Consider the following 17,594-nt stretch of genomic DNA (forward strand, 5'->3'; position numbering starts at 1 on the left):
AGATCAGCGGCGACCGGTGAAAATCGAGCCGTGGAACTGACTCTCCTTGGCACCGGTGCTCCCTCGGGGCTCCCCCGCCCCGACTGTCCCTGCGCCGCCTGCGCTGTCGCTCTCGGACCCGACGCCCGGGCGGCCACCGCGCTGCTCGTCGACGGGGCGCTGCTGCTCGATCTGACGCCCGGGGTGGCGTTCGCGGCGGCGCGTGCCGGGCATTCGCTGGGGCAGGTGCGGCAGGTGCTGCTGTCGCATCCGCACGACGGGCCGGCCGTGGAGGTGCCCGCGGGGCTGCCGCAGCCGGGACGGGTGCCGGACGGGCGGGAGTTGGCGCTGCTGACGGGGCATCGGGTGCGGGCGGTGGCGATGGACGCGCCCGGCACCGGGTACGCGGTGACCGGCCCGGACGGGCAGCGGCTGCTCTATCTGCCGCCCGGGGGCGCTCCGGCGGGCCTGGAGGAGAACGCCGGGGACGGCTACGACATGGTCCTCGCCGACGTGGTGGGGCGGCCGGACGCGCTCGCCAAGCTGCGGGCGGTCGGCGCGCTGGGGCCGACCACCGACGTCGTCGCCGTGCATCTCGACCACGACGTGCCGCCCGGCGCCGAGTCGCGGCGCCGGCTCGCAGCGGCGGGCGCCCGGGCCGTGCCGGACGGGACGACCCTGACCGTGGGCGTCTTCGAGGACGTACCCGACGTGCCGCGGCGGACGCTGGTGCTGGGCGGGGCGCGGTCGGGGAAGTCGGTGGAGGCGGAGCGGCGTCTGGAGGCCTTCGCGGACGTGCTGTACGTGGCCACCGGCGGCACCCGCGACGGAGACGGCGAGTGGGCCGCGCGCGTGAGCGCGCACCGGGACCGGCGGCCCGGTTCCTGGCGTACGACCGAGACCTGCGACCTCGTGCCGTTGCTCGCCGACGACGGGCCGCCGCTGCTGGTCGACTGTCTGTCGTTGTGGCTGACGGACGCCATGGACGCCGTCGGGGCGTGGGACGACGCGGAGTGGGCCGGCGGTGGGGAGCGGGCGCTCCGGGAGCGCGTACGGGAGTTGACGCGGGCGGTGCGGGCGACCCGGCGGACCGTGGTCGCCGTGTCGAACGAGGTGGGGTCGGGGATCGTGCCGGCCAGCGCCTCCGGGCGCCGTTACCGGGACGAACTCGGGCGCCTGAACGCGGCGTTCGCCGACGAGTGCGAGCAGGTGGTGCTGGTGGTGGCCGGTCAGGCGGTGGTGCTACGCGGGTGAGGGTGCCCGGCGCGCGATGAGGCGGGTCGTCCCGGACAGCCGGTCGAGGAGCGGGTGGCGGCGGTTCGGGACGATCGCGCAGTGCAGGGCGGCGAGTTCCGCGTGCAGGGCGTCCGCCGCGGCCGCGGTGGTCTCCAGGAGCAGGTGGCCGCCGGGGCGCAGCAGGGTCAGGGCGGCGTCGAGGCCGTCGGTGGAGTGCCGCATGCTGACCACGTCGTAGCGCGCGGCCAGGACCCGGGTGAGGTGCGGGTCCGTGAGGTCGCCGACGTACGCCTCGTCGATCCGTTCGGCGTCCCAGGCCGGCAGGACGCGGGGGGTGGGGTCGAGGCCGTCGAAGGACGTGTAGGGGAAGAGCTCCTTGGCCGCCGCCGGGAAGCGGGCCTCGCCGGTGCCCACGTCCAGCCAGCTCTCCGGCTCGGGGTCGATCCGCTGGACCGCGCGGGCCGTGGAGCGGTGCCGTCGTCTTTCGTCGAGGTCGCGGAGAAGGGTGCGCAGGCGGTGCATGGGGGCTCCCTGAGACGTACGACAATTCGCTTCAAAACGGAACGTATGGGATCTCCCTCCCGGGAGCAACGACGTCCGGGGCGCGTGGTGGCCAGGGGACGCCGTTCTGTTCGATCGGTGCCGGTACTGTTCGGCGAATGAGCTCGCTTAATCTCGACGACTTCACCGATCTGATCGAGCGCCCCGACGGCGGGGTGCGCCGCGACGCCGAGGCGCGCCGGGAGCGCCAGATCGTGCCGCCCGGGTCGCTGGGCCGCCTGGACGACCTGGGTGAGTGGCTGTCGGCGGCGCAGTCCGCGGTGCCGGTGCGGCCGATCGAACGCCCCCGGGTGGTGCTCTTCGCGGGCGACCACGGCGTGGCGGAGCTGGGTGTCTCGGCCCGACCGGCGGGCAGCGCCGGGGAGTTGGTGCGCGAGGTCCTCGAGGGCGGGCGGCCGGTGTCGGTGCTCGCACGGCGGCTCGGCGTGCCGGTGCGGGTCGTCGACATGGCGCTGGACTGCGACCCGGCTTCGCTGCCCGGCGAGGTCGCGCGGCACCGGGTGCGGCGCGGCAGCGGCCGTATCGACGTCGAGGACGCGCTGACCCTTCAGGAGGCGGAGGCCGCGTTCCGGGCCGGGGTCGCGGTGGCCGACGAGGAGGCCGACTCCGGTACGGATCTGGTGGTGCTCGGCGATGTGAGCGTCGGCGGGACGACGGCCGCGGGCGTGCTGGTCGCCGCGCTGTGCGGGACCGACGCCTCGGTGGTGACCGGGCGTGGCGGACTGGCCATCGACGACCTCGCCTGGATGCGCAAGTGCGCGGCGATCCGCGACGCGCTGCGCCGGGCCCGGCCGGTCCTCGGGGACCAGTTGCAGCTGCTGGCCACGGTGGGCGGGGCGGATCTCGCGGCGATCACCGGGTTCCTGCTGCAGAGCGCGGTGCGCAAGCTGCCGGTCGTGCTGGACGGGGTCGTGGTCGCCGCCTGTGCGCTGGTCGGGCAGCGGATCGCCTTCCGGGCGCCGGACTGGTGGCTGGCCGCGCACGACAGCGGCGAGCCGGGCCAGGCCAAGGCGCTGGACCGGATGGCCCTGGAGCCGCTGTTGCAGCACGGGGTGACGGTCGGGGAGGGAGCGGGCGGACTGCTGGCGCTGCCGTTGGTGCAGGCCGCGGCGGCACTGGCCGCCGAGCTGCCCGAGCGGGCGCCGGCCGTCGAGGTGGGCGTCGAGGAGCCGGAGAAGGAGGAGTAGCTCCGGCCGGTCCGCCCCGGGCGCCCCTATGATCGCGACGCATGGGACATGCCCGATTCATCACCCGATACCGGGAGATCCAGGTCACTCGGGCGGCGCTCAACTCCACGGTCTGCGGATCGGTCTTCCCCGGTGGAGAGCACCTGGAGACGCGCCGATGACCTGGATCGCCCGCTGGGCCCGTGCCGAATGGGGGCCGCTGTACGCCACCGTGCGCGGGCCGCTGCTGCGGCGGCGGTGGCGGGCGGTGCCGATGGCGATCGGGGCGGTGTGCCTGACGGCGGCGCTCCAGTTCACGCAGAACCAGCCGTGGGGCTACCGGTTCGTGCAGGACGTCGGGGCGGTGCGCGCGGAGGACCCGCTGTGGCTCGCGCTGCTGCGCACGCCCCTGTCGCTGTTCGTACCGGCGCCGGACCTGCCGGTGTGGGGCGCGTTGGCGCAGATCCTGATCGTGTTCGGCGTCGCGGAGATCTGCCTGGGCTGGTGGCGCGCGCTCACCCTCGCCTACGCCGCCACCCTCGCCGGCACGCTCTACGCCCGCCTCGGCATCTGGCTGGGCCCCGACAGCCCGATCGGCCTGCCGGCCTCGGACGCGCGGGTGGTGGACACCGGGCCCTCGGCGGCCGTCGTGGGGCTGGCGGTGTTCGTCGCCTGGCGCTGTCGGGCGTACGCCACCGCGGGGGTCGTGATCGTCGCGATGGTCGTCGAGGTTCTGCTCAAGGACAATCTCGCGGGCAAGGAGCACCTGGCGGCGATCGCGGCGGTGCTGGTGCTGTGCGGGATCTCCGGACTGCGTCACCGCCGCGCCGCCACCGCGTCGGGCTTGCCCCCGATCAGGTCCTGAAGCCTGCGACGGGGGCCCGCCCAACGGCGGTCGTGGTGGTAGGCGCGCAGGGTGGCCCTGGCGCGGGCCCGCGGCCGGCGCCGGTAGAAGCGGCGGGCCCAGGGCGAGCCCGGGCGGGCCAGGCGAACGAAGCCGATCAGGCCGACGAGCGGCACGATCACGCTGAAGATCGCCATCCGGGCCTTGCCCTTGACCAGGACGACCAGGGCGAACAGGAAGTTGACCAGCACGGTCGAGAGCACGTTGGCGCGGCCCTGGAGCTCCTCCTCGCTCAGGTCGTTGACGCCGAACGGGGAGAAGCCCGACAGCACCAGCCCGACCAGGGCCGCGGTGAGGACGACCACCTCCACGCTCTTGCGGCCCTCCTCCGTCCAGTAGACGTCGTCGAGGTGCAGGATCAGCGCGAACTCGTCCAGCACCAGGCCCGCGCCGACACCGAACAGCACCGCGCACACGCCCGCCCCGAACCCGTGCCGCCCGCTGGCGACGGCACCGAAGCCGCCGACGACGCTCAGGACGACCCCGGGGACCACGTGATGGATGTGCACCCCGCCGGAACTGATGTTGCCGAAGGGCCCCTTGCCCGCGCGGATGAGGCGGGTGACGAGCCGGGTGACCAGGAAGGTGACGACGAACGCGGTCAAGGCGAGGAGCAGCGGCAGCTTGCCCGGCTCGATGATGTTCCGCTGCAACCAATGTCCCATAAGCGCACTTTATCCAGGGCTGGCTCCGACGCGTTCCTGACCGCCGGGTAACCTCGCCGGATGCCCGCGCCCTCTTCCACTCCCTGGCCCGACGGCCTCCGCTTCGCCTTCGGCACCCTCACCGTGCTGCCGGTGAAGGTGACCCGCTGGGATCGCGAGGCGGCCCGCGGGGGGATGCTGTGCGCCCCGCTGGCGGGACTGGTGGTGGGTGCCCTCGCGGCGCTGGTCGGCGTCGCGCTGCTCGCCCTGGGCGCGCATCCGCCGCTCGCCGCGGTCGGCACCGCCGCGGTGCCCGCGGCCCTGACCCGGGGTCTGCATCTCGACGGCCTCGCGGACACCGCCGACGGCCTCGGCAGCGGCAAGCCCGCCGAGGACGCGCTGCGGATCATGAAACAGTCCGACATCGGGCCGTTCGGGGTCATCACGCTGGTCCTCGTACTCCTCGCGCAGGTGGCCGCGCTGACCCAGGCGTACGACGCGTCGTGGGCCCACGGCACCCTGGCCGCCGTCGTCTCGGCGACGACGGCCCGGCTCGCGCTCACCCTGGCGGCCCGCGCGGGGGTGCCGCCCGCCCGGCCGGAGGGGCTGGGAGCGGCGGTCGCCGGAGTGGTCCCGGCGACGGGCGCGGTCGTCGCCACCGCGGCGGTGGTGCTCGCGGCCGCGGGGGCGGGGGCATTGCTCGGGACCTACGACGCCGTCCGCGCGGGCGCCGCGGTCCTCGCCGCGCTCGCCGTCGCGGAACTCCTGCTGCGGCACTGCACCCGCCGCTTCGGCGGGATCACCGGCGACGTGTTCGGCGGGCTCGCGGAGACGGCGGCGACAACCGCGTTCGTGGTGCTCTCGCTGGGGGCCTAGTGCCTCGGCACTAGCAGGCCCGGCGCCACACGCCCAGGTCGTACTTCTTCAGCATCGAACTCAGCTTGAGCTTCCGGGAGGTGGCGCAGAAGCGGCGCGTGGGGAGTTCGTACTCCACGTGGAAGACGGCCTTGCCCGCCTTGACGAAGGGGGTGTTGGCCTCGCACTCGCCGTACTGGGCGCACTGTTCGTTGACCGCGAAGTCGAAGTCGCCGACCAGGTCCGGGATCTGGGCCAGGTCGTTCTTCAGGCCGACCGCCATACCCCGGTCGTGGGCCAGCTTCGCGATCAGGCGGTTGTAGCGGAGCTGGTCGGCTGCCTTCAGGGGGAAGCCGGTGCGGTTGTCGTAGCCGTCCATGTTGTCGGGCTCCACCGCGTCGAAGCCCTTCTCGCGGCACATGTCCAGGCGGTCCGCCATCAGCGGTTCCAGCACGTCGGTCGCGCGGATGTCGAGCCAGCGCTCGCCCTCCCAGCCGTTGCCGCGCCCCAGCACCGACTCGGGGAACTTCTCCGCGTCGGGCCGCCAGTCCTCCCAGGCGCCGGTGGACAGGTAGCAGATCACCTTGCGGCCCTCGCGGTGCAGGGCGGTGACCGTCGAGCGGGGCTGGTCGAAGCCGTCGATGTCGTAGACGGGCACGTCGACGGAGGTGTCGATCGTCCGGCCGCTCAACTGCCACTGCCAGTCCAGGCCCGGCGTCGGCTGCCAGCGCGTGCCGGGTTTCGCGTCGGGGCTGGTCGTGCAGGCGGCCAGCAGGAGCAGGGGGACCAGCCAGAAAACGCGTCTCACCGAGCGGGCTCCAGAGTGGAAGGCAACGTACCCCAGGGATGATCCCCCATCCCCGGCACCGCGCAGTACAGGTCCACCCCTCGTACCGCCGCCAGGTCGACCCCGTCCGGGACGCCGTACACCAGGTGGCACAGCCGGACGCCCGTGCCGCCGGGCCAGGGCCGCGGGGGCTGCCGGCGGTACGTCGCCCAGGTGCCCTCGAAGGTGACCAGGACGTCGGCGACGCGGGCGTACGAGGAGTGCGGTGTGGTGCCGTGGTTCAGGACGAGGGTGCCGCGGACGGCGGTGGCGAGCCGCCGGTAGTAGGCGAACTCCTCGGGGCCCGAGGCGACCTGGTCCAGGAAGGCGCCGTCCGTGCCGTACCAGTCGCGGTGGCGCGCGAGATCGCGGGCGACGTCGGCGGGGGGCCGGCGGGCGTAGTCGGTGTCGGCGTACCCCAACACCCGGACGCCCGCTCCACGCAGCCGCCCGGAGACCTCGGCGAAGGCCTCGTCGGGCCGGTCGCCGGGGCCGCTGGCCGGGTTGAGGACGACCGCGTACAGGCGGGGCGCCGCCGCGATGACCGCCTCCCATTCGGCGGGGCGGACCAACGGGTGCTCGTAGTACGGGAGCAGGAGCGTGCTCATCGGTGGGCCGTCACCCTTCCCAGCAGGGCGCAGACCAGCGTGGCCTGGGCCGCCGCGGCCGCGGCGTGGACGGACAGGGCGGCCCAGTCGCCCGCGTGGGCCAGCACGGCGAGGGTCTGGGCGAGGGCCGCGGCGCAGCAGACCGCTGTGGCGGGGAGGATGGCGCCGAAGGACTGGAGCAGCAGCCCGGTCCACAGGACCACGCCGAGCAGGAGCAGGGCGGTCAGGCGGGTGGCGGTGACGCCGGGGGCCTGCGGCCACAGGGCGGACATCGCGAGGCTGAGGGCGAGGAGGGTGGCCAGGTAGACGGTCAGGCACGCGGCGACCGTCCGGGTCGTGGTGCGCCAGAAGGCCTTCGGGGTGCTGGTGTTGCGCAGGCCCGCGAGGGCGCTGCTGCGGAAACGGTGCAGGAGGTATTCGGCGGGTCCCATGCTGAGGGTCAGGGCGACGGCGGCGAGGGGGTCACCGAGGGCGGCGTAGAGGACCAGGACGCCGCTGCCCAGGCCGAAGAGGGCGTACGGGAGGGATGCGGAGAGGCGGGGCCCCATGGTCGTTCGTCGTCTGCGGCCTCGTCGCGGCCGGTCGCGCGGTTCCCCGCGCCCCTCCGGTCCGCTCCCCCTCGGCACGACGTCCCGTAGCGCCAGGACCGCCACCGCCGTCAGGGAGCCCAGCAGCAGGACGACGCTCGCCGCGGCCGGCAGGGGGTGGAGCAGGGTCAGGGCCGCGCCCGCCGCCATCGGCAACAGGGCCAGCAGCAACGCGCGTTCGCGGGCGAGGACCAGGAGGACCGTGGAGGCGCCCAGGTACAGGGACTGGCCGGCTGCGAAGGCCGGCCCCGACAGGTCTCCTGGGCTCGCGACGAGCAGGGCCGCCAGGACACCGAGCACCGTGCCCACCGGCGCTCCCAGAAGCAGGCTGCGTCTGGCCGCCTCACGGTCGCCCAGGCCCAGCCAGGAGTACGCGCGGTGGGCGAGGCCCTGGTTCCAGGTCCAGCCGACCAGGGCGCCGGCCAGCAGGGGGATCGTGCCGACGGGGAGGCCGTGGTCCTTGGGACCGGTCAGCAGGGGGGCGCCCAGGACGTAGGCGAAGCCGGGGAGGGCGAAGACCACGCCGCGCAGGAGGCAGCCCAGCAGGCCCACCTGCCAGGGGTCGTGGAACGGGCCGTCCGGTTCGGGATAACGGCGGTCGACCCTCTCGTAGAGCTCCTCGGCGAGCGCGAAGGAGTTCTTGACGCCGTACCGCTCGCGTATCTGGTCGTCGGACAGGCCGTCGGACTCCAGCAGCGCGGCGATCTCGTCGGGGTGGACGGCGGCGGCCACGAAGTCGTCGAGGCGCTCGGCGAGTGCGTCGACCGGGTCGGGCTCGGCCCAACTGGGGGTGCGCTGCCGGGGGATGCCGGGCACGGTGTCGGGGCGCGCGCCCGGGGGCAGCCAGACGGAGCCGCTCACCAGCCGGTCCCGTCCGTGGCGACGGCGGCGTACCAGGGGTCGCGCAGTTCCAGGGTCCAGTCGGCGACGGTCTCGACGGTGGGCTCGTACACCTCGGGCAGGCCCGCGAGTTCCTGGTAGATCGTCCGGAAGTTGTCCACCGAGCGGCGCAGCGTGAAGCGGTCGATCACCCGCTGGCGTGACAACTCGCCCAGTCTCAGGCGCCGTTCGTCGTCCCTGAGCAGGGTCAGAGCCGCCGCGGCCAGCTTCTCCGGCTCGCGCGGGGGCACCACCAGTCCGGTGTCGCCGACCGCCTCGCGCACTCCCCCGACGTCCGTGGAGACCGTCGTACGGCCGCAGGACATGGCCTCGATGATCGAGAAGGGGAACCCTTCGGAGATCGACGACAGCATGACGACATGCCCGGCCGCGTACGCCCGCCACACCTCGCTGATGCGGCCCTCGAAGGTGAGGCCGTCGGTGACACCGAGTTCGGCGGCGAGCTTCTCCAGGCGGGTGCGGTACTCCTCGCCGCCGGGCGGGACCGGGCCGAAGAGCCTGAGCCTGGTCTCGGGCAGCTCCGCGCGGACCATGGCGTAGGAACGGATCAGGGTCTCCAGGTCCTTGATGGGGTCGACGCGCCCGCACCAGCTCAGGGTGGGGACCTCGGGCTCGGGGCCGGCGTGCGGGAAGGCGGCGGGGTCGACGCCGTTGTAGACCGTGCGGATCTTGCCACTGTCGGCGCCGCCGCGCTCCTCCCAGCGGCGGTTGTACTGGTTGCAGGGGGTGATCAGGTCGGCCGCGCGGTAGCCCAGGGAGTTGAGCTCACGGTAGAAGCCGAGCATGAACGCCTTCACCGGCCAGCGCTGGGAGTCGGAGCGATAGCCGAGATAGCGCTCGCGCAGGTAGATGCCGTGCTCGGTGAGGAGGAACGGCACGCCGTCCAACCGGTGGGCGGCGAGGGCCGGGAGGGTGGCGAGCCCGCTGCTCACGGCGTGGGCGACCGAGTCCTCGGGGACGCGGACGCCGAGCGGGCGCAGCGCGTGCTCCAGCAGGTCGGTCGCGGTGAGCGCGTCGTGGACGGTGGGGCGGGCCGCGGCCGTCGGCAGGTGCGGCATCGTCCATATCCACATCAGTGAGCGCAGGGCCGCCTCGGTGCGCAGGGCCGCCGACAGCCGTCCGTCGCGGGCGAGGTGGGCCAGCTCGTACAGGGCCTCACCGAAGTCGCAGGAGGTCTCGGGGTCCAGGAAGGACAGCAGGAAGCGCTCGTAGGCGTCGATGAAGCGGCGCCTGGCCCTGCCGCGCGGGGCGTGTCCGCGGCCCGGGCGCGGGCCCCAGGTGGGCACCGAGGTGTGGCGGTAGACGTTGGGCGGCAGCTCCCACGTCACGGGTTCGCGACCGCTCCCGGTGAGCGACAGGATGTGGAAGTCGACCTCCGGCATGCCCTTGACGAGCTGGTCGCACCAGGTGCTGACGCCGCCGTGGACATGCGGATAGGTGCCTTCGGTGAGCATGGTGACGTGTCGGCCCGTACGCATGGGCGTGCGGTTCCCCCCTGTTTGCGGAATCTGTGGGGGGAACTGCGCGATGGTGGCCGACTGCGGGTGCGTCGTGGCTTGTCGCGCAGTTCCCCGCGCCCCTGAAAAGAGGGGCGCTACTGCTCTACGGAAGCTTCAGGGTGACTGCACTCTGCAGCGCTTCCGGCGTGGTCCAGGCCGAGCGCCTGCCCGCGTACGGGGTTCCGAACACGTTGGTGCCGAGCAGGAGTTGCTTTTTCGTGCCCTCCGGAACCGTCACCGGGACCTGGGTCCCGCCCGGTGCCGTGATCGTCACCGTCGTGCCGATCCGGTACGCCGTCACCTTGCCGGAGGCCACCGCGGCCTGCCAGGCGGCGCGGCGCTGGAGCTCGGTGCCGATCGCGGTCTGCGACAGGTTCTGGACCGGGGTGTTGTCGGCGAACAGCGCCCGGTAGTCGGTGAGGACCTTGGTCATGACCGGGTAGAGGGTCCGGTCCTCGGCCAGGTTCGACTGGTGGGCGTAGTGCGGGCGCGGGTCGTTGGCGATGGCGTGGCCGAGCGCGGTACGGGCCTCCAGCGGGACGATGTAGGACCGGTAGCCGGTGGCCGGGTCGAGCGGCCCGGGCAGGCAGGTGGAGGACGGGTTGTTCTCGCAGACGCCGCTGCCGCCGTCGGCCGCCGAGGTGTAGATCCAGTTGTACTCGTCCACCATCTCGGCGTCGGTGCCGACGTTGTAGTACACGTTCATCGGGTAGCGCGGCACGGTCCTGGTGCTGCCGATGGAGCGCTGGTCCGGCTCACGGGAGTTGTCGGAGGCGGTCCATTTGATGGCGTTGTCGGCGAGGGCGCCGGCGAGGTTGGGGTTGTCGGCCGGCTGCTGCGGCAGGGTCTTCAGGCCCGAGTGCTCGCCGGTGACCAGCTCGCCGCGGGTCATCGGAAGGCCCTTGGCGGCACCCCAGTTGTAGTTGTCGCGGATCTCCGCGGAGATGTCGGCCCGGCTCATGTACCGGGTCGAGCCGTCGGCGTTCTTCGCGCAGCTCCACGGCACCGTGGCGGTGTCCTGGACGCAGCCGAGGAACTGGTGCGTGTAGGTGTGGTTGATCCAGCGGTACTTGGCCTTGTCGGCGAGCAGTCGGGCGGCGAGGGCGTCCGTGCCGCCGTTCTCGGTCTTCCACTGCTCGCCGGAGCCCGCGTTGTAGACCATGTCGAGCGTGAAGCCCTGCTCCTGCTGCCACTGGGCGGCGTAGGCCGCGTCGGCGGCGGTCATCCGGATCGGGGTGGTCCCCTCGCCGTCGCCGCCCGCGCAGTCGAAGTCGCCCGGGGTGCAGTTGCGTGCGGCGTCCCAGCGGCTGTCGGGGGCGAAGACGTCGTCGACGTGGACGGCGAAGTAGTTGCGGGCCTGCCCGAGGTGGACGCCCTGGGTGAGCCACTCGACGATGCCGCGCGCCAGCACCCGGAACTGCTGCTGGTACTGGTTGTAGGCGAAGGTCACCACGAGCTCGCGGCGCCCGTCGTGGGCGTACTCGCCGATGAGGCTGCCGCGGCCCGCGGCGCCGGGCACGGCCGTGTCGACGTAGCTGGTGAAGCCGCTGCCGGGGGTCGCGACGTAGCCGTAACTCTCCATCACCGACGGGGAGTTGTCCTCGAAGGCGAGGGCGCCGTCGAGATAGCCGAAGAATCCCGACTTGCCCGCGGCGGTGACGCCCGCCTCCTGCCCGTCCAGCGAGCCGGAGTAGCTGCTGTACTCCAGGCCGACCCCCGGGTGGGCCCAGGTGTAGGCGTCGACCTGCGGGATGCCGTAGGTCTTCTCGTAGGCCTCCAGCGCGCTCTGCTCGGCCGAACCGGCTCCGAACGGGGCCTCGTTGGGCAGCACCACACCCTGGTACCGGGCCCGGGGCGTGCCGTTGACGGTGTCGCTGAGGAACGTGGCCGTGATGGTCGGGCGGTTCGCGTCGTTCAGGTCGACCGTGGTGTACGGGACGCCCGTGCTCCTCAGCTGGGCGGTGATGGCCTGGACCGGACTGTCGCCGTTGTCCACGACCAGTACCTTGAGGTCGACGCGCGGCGCCGTGGCGGCCGCCGCGCCTGGTGCTCCGAGTCCCAACGCCACCAGTCCGGCGGCTGTCAGGGCAGCGGTCGCGCCCCTCCATCTGTGCGCACTCTGCGCCATTATGTGTGTCCTCCCCCAGAAGATCCCCTTGGGGCAAACCCGAGGAGGATCAGTGGAAATCATGCAAAGCGGCGAGCGAGACGCTCGCCGGAACACGACGAGTGTGACTGAGGTCACCGGGAGTGAGGATCGAGAAGTGGCCTTGACGCCACTCACAGGTGAACGTCCGTAGGAATGAGCGAACCAGCCACACGCGCGTAGGCTCGTGCCGGGTGTTCATCGACGGGGTGAAGGCCCCGGTCGATGCCGCCCCGGCACACAGATCCCGGGTCGGCCGTCGGGCCCGGTCGTCCCACCCGCACCGCCAACTGAACTTCACATCGGAAGCGAGAATTCACCACCGTGACTGCTCTCACTCTCAGCACCTCCGCGGCGCCCGGCCTGCGGGCCGACGCGATCGTGATCGGTGTCGCCAAGGGCACTGCGTCCAAGGCCGGGGCCCTGGTCGTCGCACCCGGCGCCGAGGCCGTGGACAAGGCCTACGACGGCAAGCTCGCCGGCCTCCTGGAGACCCTGGGTGCCGCCGGCGCGGAGGGCGAGGTGACGAAGCTGCCGGCGCCGTCCGGCTTCAAGACCCCGCTCGTGGTGGCGGTGGGACTCGGCCCGGAGCCCGAGAAGGACTCCTCCTTCGACTCCGAGGCCCTGCGCCGCGCCGCCGGCGCCGCCGCCCGCACCCTGACCGGCACCAAGAAGGCCGCCTTCGCCCTGCCCCTGGCCGACGCCGCGGACGCCGGGGCGGTCGCCGAGGGCGCCCTGCTCGGCGCGTACTCCTTCGACGCGTACAAGGGCACCGCCGGCACGAAGGGCGACGCGAAGAACGGCAAGGCGCCGCTCGCCGAGGTCGTCCTGCTCGGCGGCAAGCCCCGTGACAAGGCGTACAAGGCGGCCGTCGAGCGCGCCCTGGCGGTCACCGAGGAGCTCAACCGGGCCCGTGACCTCGTCAACACCCCGCCGAACGACCTGTACCCGGAGGCCTTCGCCGCCGTCGCGCAGGCCGCGGCCAAGGAGCACGGCATCAAGGTGCAGGTGCTCGACGAGAAGGCGCTGCTCAAGGGCGGCTACGGCGGCATCCTCGGCGTCGGCGGCGGCTCGGCGACGCCGCCGCGGCTGGTGAAGCTGTCGTACACCTCCTCCAAGGCCAAGAAGCACCTCGCGTTCGTCGGCAAGGGCATCACCTACGACTCGGGCGGCATCTCGCTCAAGCCGGCCGGTCACAACGAGACGATGAAGTGCGACATGAGCGGCGCGGCCGCGGTGTTCGCGGCGATCGTCGCGGTCGCCCGGCTCGGGCTCGAGGTCAACGTCACCGGCTGGCTGGCGCTGGCCGAGAACATGCCGTCGGGCTCCGCCGTGCGGCCGGGTGACGTGCTGCGGATGTACAGCGGCAAGACGGTCGAGGTGCTCAACACCGACGCCGAGGGCCGGCTGGTGCTCGCGGACGCGCTGTGGGCGGCCTCGGCGGAGAAGCCGGACGCGATCGTCGACGTCGCGACCCTCACCGGCGCGATGATGCTGGCGCTGGGCAACCGGACGTTCGGGATCATGGCGAACGACGACGCGTTCCGCTCCGCGGTCCACGAGGCCGCCGAGGAGGTGGGCGAGCCGGCGTGGCCGATGCCGCTGCCGGAGCACCTGCGCAAGGGGATGGAATCCCCCACGGCGGACATCGCGAACATGGGCGAGCGCATGGGCGGCGGTCTGGTGGCCGGGCTCTTCCTGCGCGAGTTCGTGGGCGAGGGGATCACCTGGGCGCACCTCGACATCGCGGGGCCGGCCTTCAACGAGGGTGGGCCGTTCGGGTACACGCCCAAGGGAGGCACGGGTACCGCTGTACGCACCCTCGTGCGGCTGGCGGAGCTCACGGCCGCGGGTGACCTGGGGTGATGTTCGCCTAAGAGCCGATGCCTTCGGGGCGTGGGCGACCGCGGACCGGTTGTGGCTGGTCGCGCGGTTCCCCGCGCCCCTGAGTGGCTCACCGCGTCCCCCGTTCGGATGTGAGCCTTTTCCCCCTGCTCACAGGTGAGCGTGTGGTGTCTCACACCCCGGCCCGGCGTCTCGTTCTTCTCGGACAAGTGCGAAGATGGGGCTCGGCAGGACAGGGCCCCCACCACAGGGCCGAAGAAAGAGCGGCCGGACCCAGCCGCCGCCCGGTCACTGGAGACCGGCGTACGGCGCACATGCATGGAGGACGTGACGTGGCGAACGACGCCAGCACCGTTTTCGACCTAGTGATCCTCGGCGGTGGTAGTGGCGGTTACGCCGCGGCCCTGCGCGGGGCGCAGCTGGGGCTTGACGTCGCCCTGATCGAGAAGGACAAGGTCGGCGGTACCTGCCTGCACCGGGGATGCATCCCCACCAAGGCCCTGCTGCACGCGGGCGAGATCGCCGACCAGGCCCGCGAGAGCGAGCAGTTCGGTGTGAAGGCCACCTTCGAGGGCATCGACATCGCCGGGGTCCACAAGTACAAGGACGGCGTGATCGCCGGTCTGTACAAGGGTCTCCAGGGGCTCGTCGCCTCCCGGAAGGTCCACTACATCGAGGGTGAGGGCCGGCTGTCGTCGCCCACCTCCGTCGATGTCAACGGCCAGCGCATCCAGGGCCGTCACGTCCTGCTGGCGACCGGCTCCGTGCCGAAGTCGCTGCCGGGCCTGGAGATCGACGGCAACCGGATCATCTCCTCGGACCACGCCCTCGTCCTGGACCGCGTGCCCAAGTCCGCGATCATCCTCGGCGGCGGTGTCATCGGCGTCGAGTTCGCCTCGGCGTGGAAGTCCTTCGGCACCGAGGTCACGATCGTCGAGGGCCTGAAGCACCTGGTGCCGGTCGAGGACGAGAACTCCTCCAAGCTCCTGGAGCGCGCGTTCCGCAAGCGCGGGATCAAGTTTAACCTCGGCACCTTCTTCGAGAAGGCCGAGTACACCCAGGACGGCGTCAAGGTCACCCTGGCCGACGGCAAGGAGTTCGAGGCCGAGGTCCTGCTGGTGGCCATCGGCCGCGGCCCGGTCTCCGCCGGTCTCGGGTACGAGGAGCAGGGCGTCGCGATGGACCGCGGCTATGTCCTGGTCGACGAGTACATGCGGACGAACGTCCCCACCATCTCCGCCGTCGGCGACCTGGTCCCGACCCTCCAGCTCGCGCACGTCGGCTTCGCCGAGGGCATCCTGGTGGCGGAGCGTCTGGCCGGTCTCAAGACCGTCCCGATCGACTACGACGGTGTCCCCCGCGTGACCTACTGCCACCCGGAGGTCGCCTCCGTCGGTATCACCGAGGCCAAGGCCAAGGAGATCTACGGTGCGGACAAGGTCGTCGCTCTGAAGTACAACCTGGCGGGCAACGGCAAGAGCAAGATCCTGAACACCGCGGGCGAGATCAAGCTCGTCCAGGTCAAGGACGGTGCCGTGGTCGGCGTCCACATGGTCGGCGACCGCATGGGCGAGCAGGTCGGCGAGGCCCAGCTGATCTACAACTGGGAAGCGCTGCCGGCCGAGGTCGCCCAGCTCATCCACGCCCACCCGACGCAGAACGAGGCGCTCGGCGAGGCCCACCTGGCCCTGGCGGGCAAGCCGCTGCACGCGCACGACTGACCCTCGGTCGAACACCCGCGAAGCGACGACACAGACTTCCGCAATTCGTAAGGAGCAACCGAAACCATGGCGGTTTCCGTAACCCTTCCGGCGCTCGGCGAGAGCGTCACCGAGGGCACTGTCACCCGCTGGCTGAAGGCCGAGGGTGAGCGAGTAGAGGCCGACGAGCCGCTGCTCGAGGTGTCGACCGACAAGGTCGACACCGAGATCCCCTCCCCCGCCGCCGGTGTGCTGGCGTCCATCAAGGTCGCCGAGGACGAGACGGTCGAGGTCGGCGCCGAGCTGGCCGTCATCGACGACGGCTCGGGCGCGCCCGCCGCCGAACCGGCCCCGGCCGCCGAGCCCGAGCCCGAGCCCGCCGCGGCTCCGGAGCCGGCCGCTGCCGCCCCGTCCACCGAGCAGGCCGCCCCGGCGCCCGCTCCCACCGCCGAGGCCGCCTCCGGCGGCGGCTCCGCCGAGGGCACGGACGTCGTCCTGCCCGCGCTCGGCGAGTCCGTCACCGAGGGCACCGTCACCCGCTGGCTGAAGTCGGTCGGCGACTCCGTCGAGGCCGACGAGCCGCTGCTCGAGGTCTCCACGGACAAGGTCGACACCGAGATCCCGGCACCCACCTCCGGTGTGCTGCTGGAGATCACGGTCGGCGAGGACGAGACCGCCGAGGTCGGCGCCAAGCTGGCCGTCATCGGCGCCCCGGGTGCGGCTCCGGCCGCTGCCCCGGCCCCCGCCGCCCCGGCCCCGGCCGCCGAGGCCCCCGCCCCGGCTCCGGCTCCCGCCCCCGCGGCGCCCGCGCCGACCCCGGCCCCGGCCCCGCAGGCGCCCTCGGCTCCGGCCCCGCAGCAGCAGACGGCTCCGGCGCCCGACCCGGCGCCCGCCGCTCCGGCCCCGGCTCCGGCGCCCGCTCCGGCCGCCGCCGCCCCGGCTCCGGCCCCGGCCGCGACCTCCGGTGACGACGGCGCCTACGTCACCCCCCTGGTGCGCAAGCTCGCCGCCGAGCACGGTGTCGACCTGGCCGCCGTCAAGGGCACCGGTGTCGGTGGCCGTATCCGCAAGCAGGACGTCGTCGCCGCCGCCGAGGCCGCGAAGACCGACGCCGCTCCGGCCCCCGCCGCCGCGGCCGCCCCCGCCGCCAAGAAGGCGCCGAGCCTGGAGGCCTCCCCCCTCCGTGGCCAGACCGTCAAGATGCCGCGCATCCGCAAGGTCATCGGCGACAACATGGTCAAGGCGCTGCACGAGCAGGCGCAGCTGTCCTCGGTCGTCGAGGTCGACGTCACGCGTCTGATGAAGCTGCGCGCCCGGGCCAAGGACGCGTTCGCGGCCCGTGAGGGCGTCAAGCTCTCCCCGATGCCGTTCTTCGTCAAGGCGGCGGCCCAGGCGCTGAAGGCGCACGCGCCGATCAACGCCAGGATCAACGAGGGCGAAGGCACGATCACCTACTTCGACACCGAGAGCATCGGTATCGCGGTGGACTCCGAGAAGGGCCTGATGACCCCGGTCATCAAGCACGCGGGCGACCTCAACCTCGCCGGCATCGCCAAGGCCACGGCGGAGCTCGCGGGCAAGGTCCGCGCGAACAAGATCACGCCCGACGAGCTGTCCGGCGCGACCTTCACCATCTCCAACACCGGTTCGCGCGGCGCGCTCTTCGACACGATCATCGTGCCGCCGGGCCAGGTCGCGATCCTCGGCATCGGTGCCACGGTCAAGCGTCCGGCCGTCATCGAGACCGAGGACGGCCCGGTCATCGGCGTCCGCGACATGACGTACCTGACCCTGTCCTACGACCACCGTCTGGTGGACGGCGCCGACGCGGCCCGTTACCTGACCGCGGTCAAGGCGATCCTGGAGGCGGGCGAGTTCGAGGTCGAGCTCGGCCTCTGACCGTCCTGCGCACAGGCTGTACGGCGCCCCGTCCGGAGCTTCTCCGGACGGGGCGTCGCCGTTGCGGCGGGGCCGGCCGCCGAACACGGAGCTGTATGGTCCGGTTCGCCGCGTGGGCGCTCCGCGGCGCGACCAGGCCGGACGTGTAAGTCTCGTCTCACCTGCGCATAAGCACCCCCACCCGCCCCACCCACGGAGCGAACCGGCCTTATTGTCTAAGCGTCAAAGCCCTCCCTAAG

The 17,594-nt window shown here is 72.7% G+C and carries 14 protein-coding genes; 7 read left to right on the top strand and 7 right to left on the bottom strand.

Annotation, left to right across the window (positions count from 1 at the left end):
• The first annotated feature begins 30 nt into the window (after positions 1–30).
• Entirely contained in the window at positions 31–1,233 is a 1,203-nt protein-coding gene (locus ACZ56U_RS20725; protein ID WP_469085464.1) for a bifunctional adenosylcobinamide kinase/adenosylcobinamide-phosphate guanylyltransferase, read from the top strand.
• Here the strand turns inward: ACZ56U_RS20725 and ACZ56U_RS20730 are convergent.
• Positions 1,222–1,737: a methyltransferase domain-containing protein gene (locus tag ACZ56U_RS20730; protein WP_469085465.1), complete on the bottom strand. Its 516-nt coding sequence runs from the start codon at positions 1,735–1,737 to the stop codon at positions 1,222–1,224. The genes ACZ56U_RS20725 and ACZ56U_RS20730 overlap by 12 nt on opposite strands.
• Positions 1,738–1,874: 137 nt before the next feature.
• Between ACZ56U_RS20730 and cobT the strand changes: the two genes are divergently transcribed.
• Together cobT and ACZ56U_RS20740 are read left to right on the top strand one after the other, a co-directional pair.
• Positions 1,875–2,963, top strand: coding sequence for a nicotinate-nucleotide--dimethylbenzimidazole phosphoribosyltransferase (gene cobT / locus ACZ56U_RS20735; protein WP_469085466.1), 1,089 nt, complete (start codon positions 1,875–1,877; stop codon positions 2,961–2,963).
• Between the two features lie 157 nt (positions 2,964–3,120).
• Positions 3,121–3,807 carry a hypothetical protein gene (locus tag ACZ56U_RS20740; protein ID WP_469085467.1) on the top strand — a complete coding sequence of 229 codons (687 nt, stop codon included), beginning with the start codon at positions 3,121–3,123 and terminating at the stop codon, positions 3,805–3,807.
• On the opposite strand, the gene ACZ56U_RS20745 is transcribed toward ACZ56U_RS20740, so the two are convergent.
• Positions 3,759–4,511, bottom strand: coding sequence for a hypothetical protein (locus ACZ56U_RS20745; protein ID WP_469085468.1), 753 nt, complete (start codon positions 4,509–4,511; stop codon positions 3,759–3,761). The genes ACZ56U_RS20740 and ACZ56U_RS20745 overlap by 49 nt on opposite strands.
• A gap of 60 nt (positions 4,512–4,571) precedes the next feature.
• On the opposite strand from ACZ56U_RS20745, the gene ACZ56U_RS20750 reads away from it, so the two are divergent.
• Positions 4,572–5,366, top strand: a complete 795-nt coding sequence (locus ACZ56U_RS20750) for an adenosylcobinamide-GDP ribazoletransferase (RefSeq protein WP_469085469.1) — start codon at positions 4,572–4,574, stop codon at positions 5,364–5,366.
• A 10-nt stretch (positions 5,367–5,376) separates the two neighbouring features.
• Here the strand turns inward: ACZ56U_RS20750 and ACZ56U_RS20755 are convergent, their stop codons facing one another.
• The 5 genes from ACZ56U_RS20755 to ACZ56U_RS20775 form a co-directional block, all read right to left on the bottom strand.
• A complete protein-coding gene (locus ACZ56U_RS20755) occupies positions 5,377–6,153 on the bottom strand; it encodes an endo alpha-1,4 polygalactosaminidase (protein WP_469085470.1) in 777 nt (258 codons plus the stop codon).
• Positions 6,150–6,779: a spherulation-specific family 4 protein gene (locus ACZ56U_RS20760; RefSeq protein WP_469085471.1), complete on the bottom strand. Its 630-nt coding sequence runs from the start codon at positions 6,777–6,779 to the stop codon at positions 6,150–6,152. The genes ACZ56U_RS20755 and ACZ56U_RS20760 overlap by 4 nt, the downstream gene beginning before the upstream one ends.
• Positions 6,776–8,227: a hypothetical protein gene (locus ACZ56U_RS20765; protein ID WP_469085472.1), complete on the bottom strand. Its 1,452-nt coding sequence runs from the start codon at positions 8,225–8,227 to the stop codon at positions 6,776–6,778. The genes ACZ56U_RS20760 and ACZ56U_RS20765 overlap by 4 nt, the downstream gene beginning before the upstream one ends.
• Entirely contained in the window at positions 8,224–9,744 is a 1,521-nt protein-coding gene (gene pelF / locus ACZ56U_RS20770; RefSeq protein WP_469085473.1) for a GT4 family glycosyltransferase PelF, read from the bottom strand. Before pelF ends, ACZ56U_RS20765 begins: the two co-directional genes overlap by 4 nt.
• A gap of 124 nt (positions 9,745–9,868) precedes the next feature.
• The gene (locus tag ACZ56U_RS20775; protein WP_469085474.1) at positions 9,869–11,893 is read right to left on the bottom strand and encodes a hypothetical protein; all 2,025 of its coding nucleotides are present in this window, start codon (positions 11,891–11,893) and stop codon (positions 9,869–9,871) included.
• A 342-nt stretch (positions 11,894–12,235) separates the two neighbouring features.
• Between ACZ56U_RS20775 and ACZ56U_RS20780 the strand changes: the two genes are divergently transcribed.
• The 3 genes from ACZ56U_RS20780 (at position 12,236) to sucB (ending at position 17,355) form a co-directional block, all read left to right on the top strand.
• Positions 12,236–13,777, top strand: a complete 1,542-nt coding sequence (locus ACZ56U_RS20780) for a leucyl aminopeptidase (RefSeq protein ID WP_469085475.1) — start codon at positions 12,236–12,238, stop codon at positions 13,775–13,777.
• A gap of 311 nt (positions 13,778–14,088) precedes the next feature.
• Entirely contained in the window at positions 14,089–15,477 is a 1,389-nt protein-coding gene (lpdA, locus tag ACZ56U_RS20785; RefSeq protein WP_391229797.1) for a dihydrolipoyl dehydrogenase, read from the top strand.
• A gap of 66 nt (positions 15,478–15,543) precedes the next feature.
• Positions 15,544–17,355, top strand: coding sequence for a 2-oxoglutarate dehydrogenase, E2 component, dihydrolipoamide succinyltransferase (sucB, locus tag ACZ56U_RS20790; RefSeq protein WP_469085476.1), 1,812 nt, complete (start codon positions 15,544–15,546; stop codon positions 17,353–17,355).
• Positions 17,356–17,594: the final 239 nt, after the last annotated feature.

This window comes from Streptomyces sp. NPDC034103 (assembly GCF_055575395.1).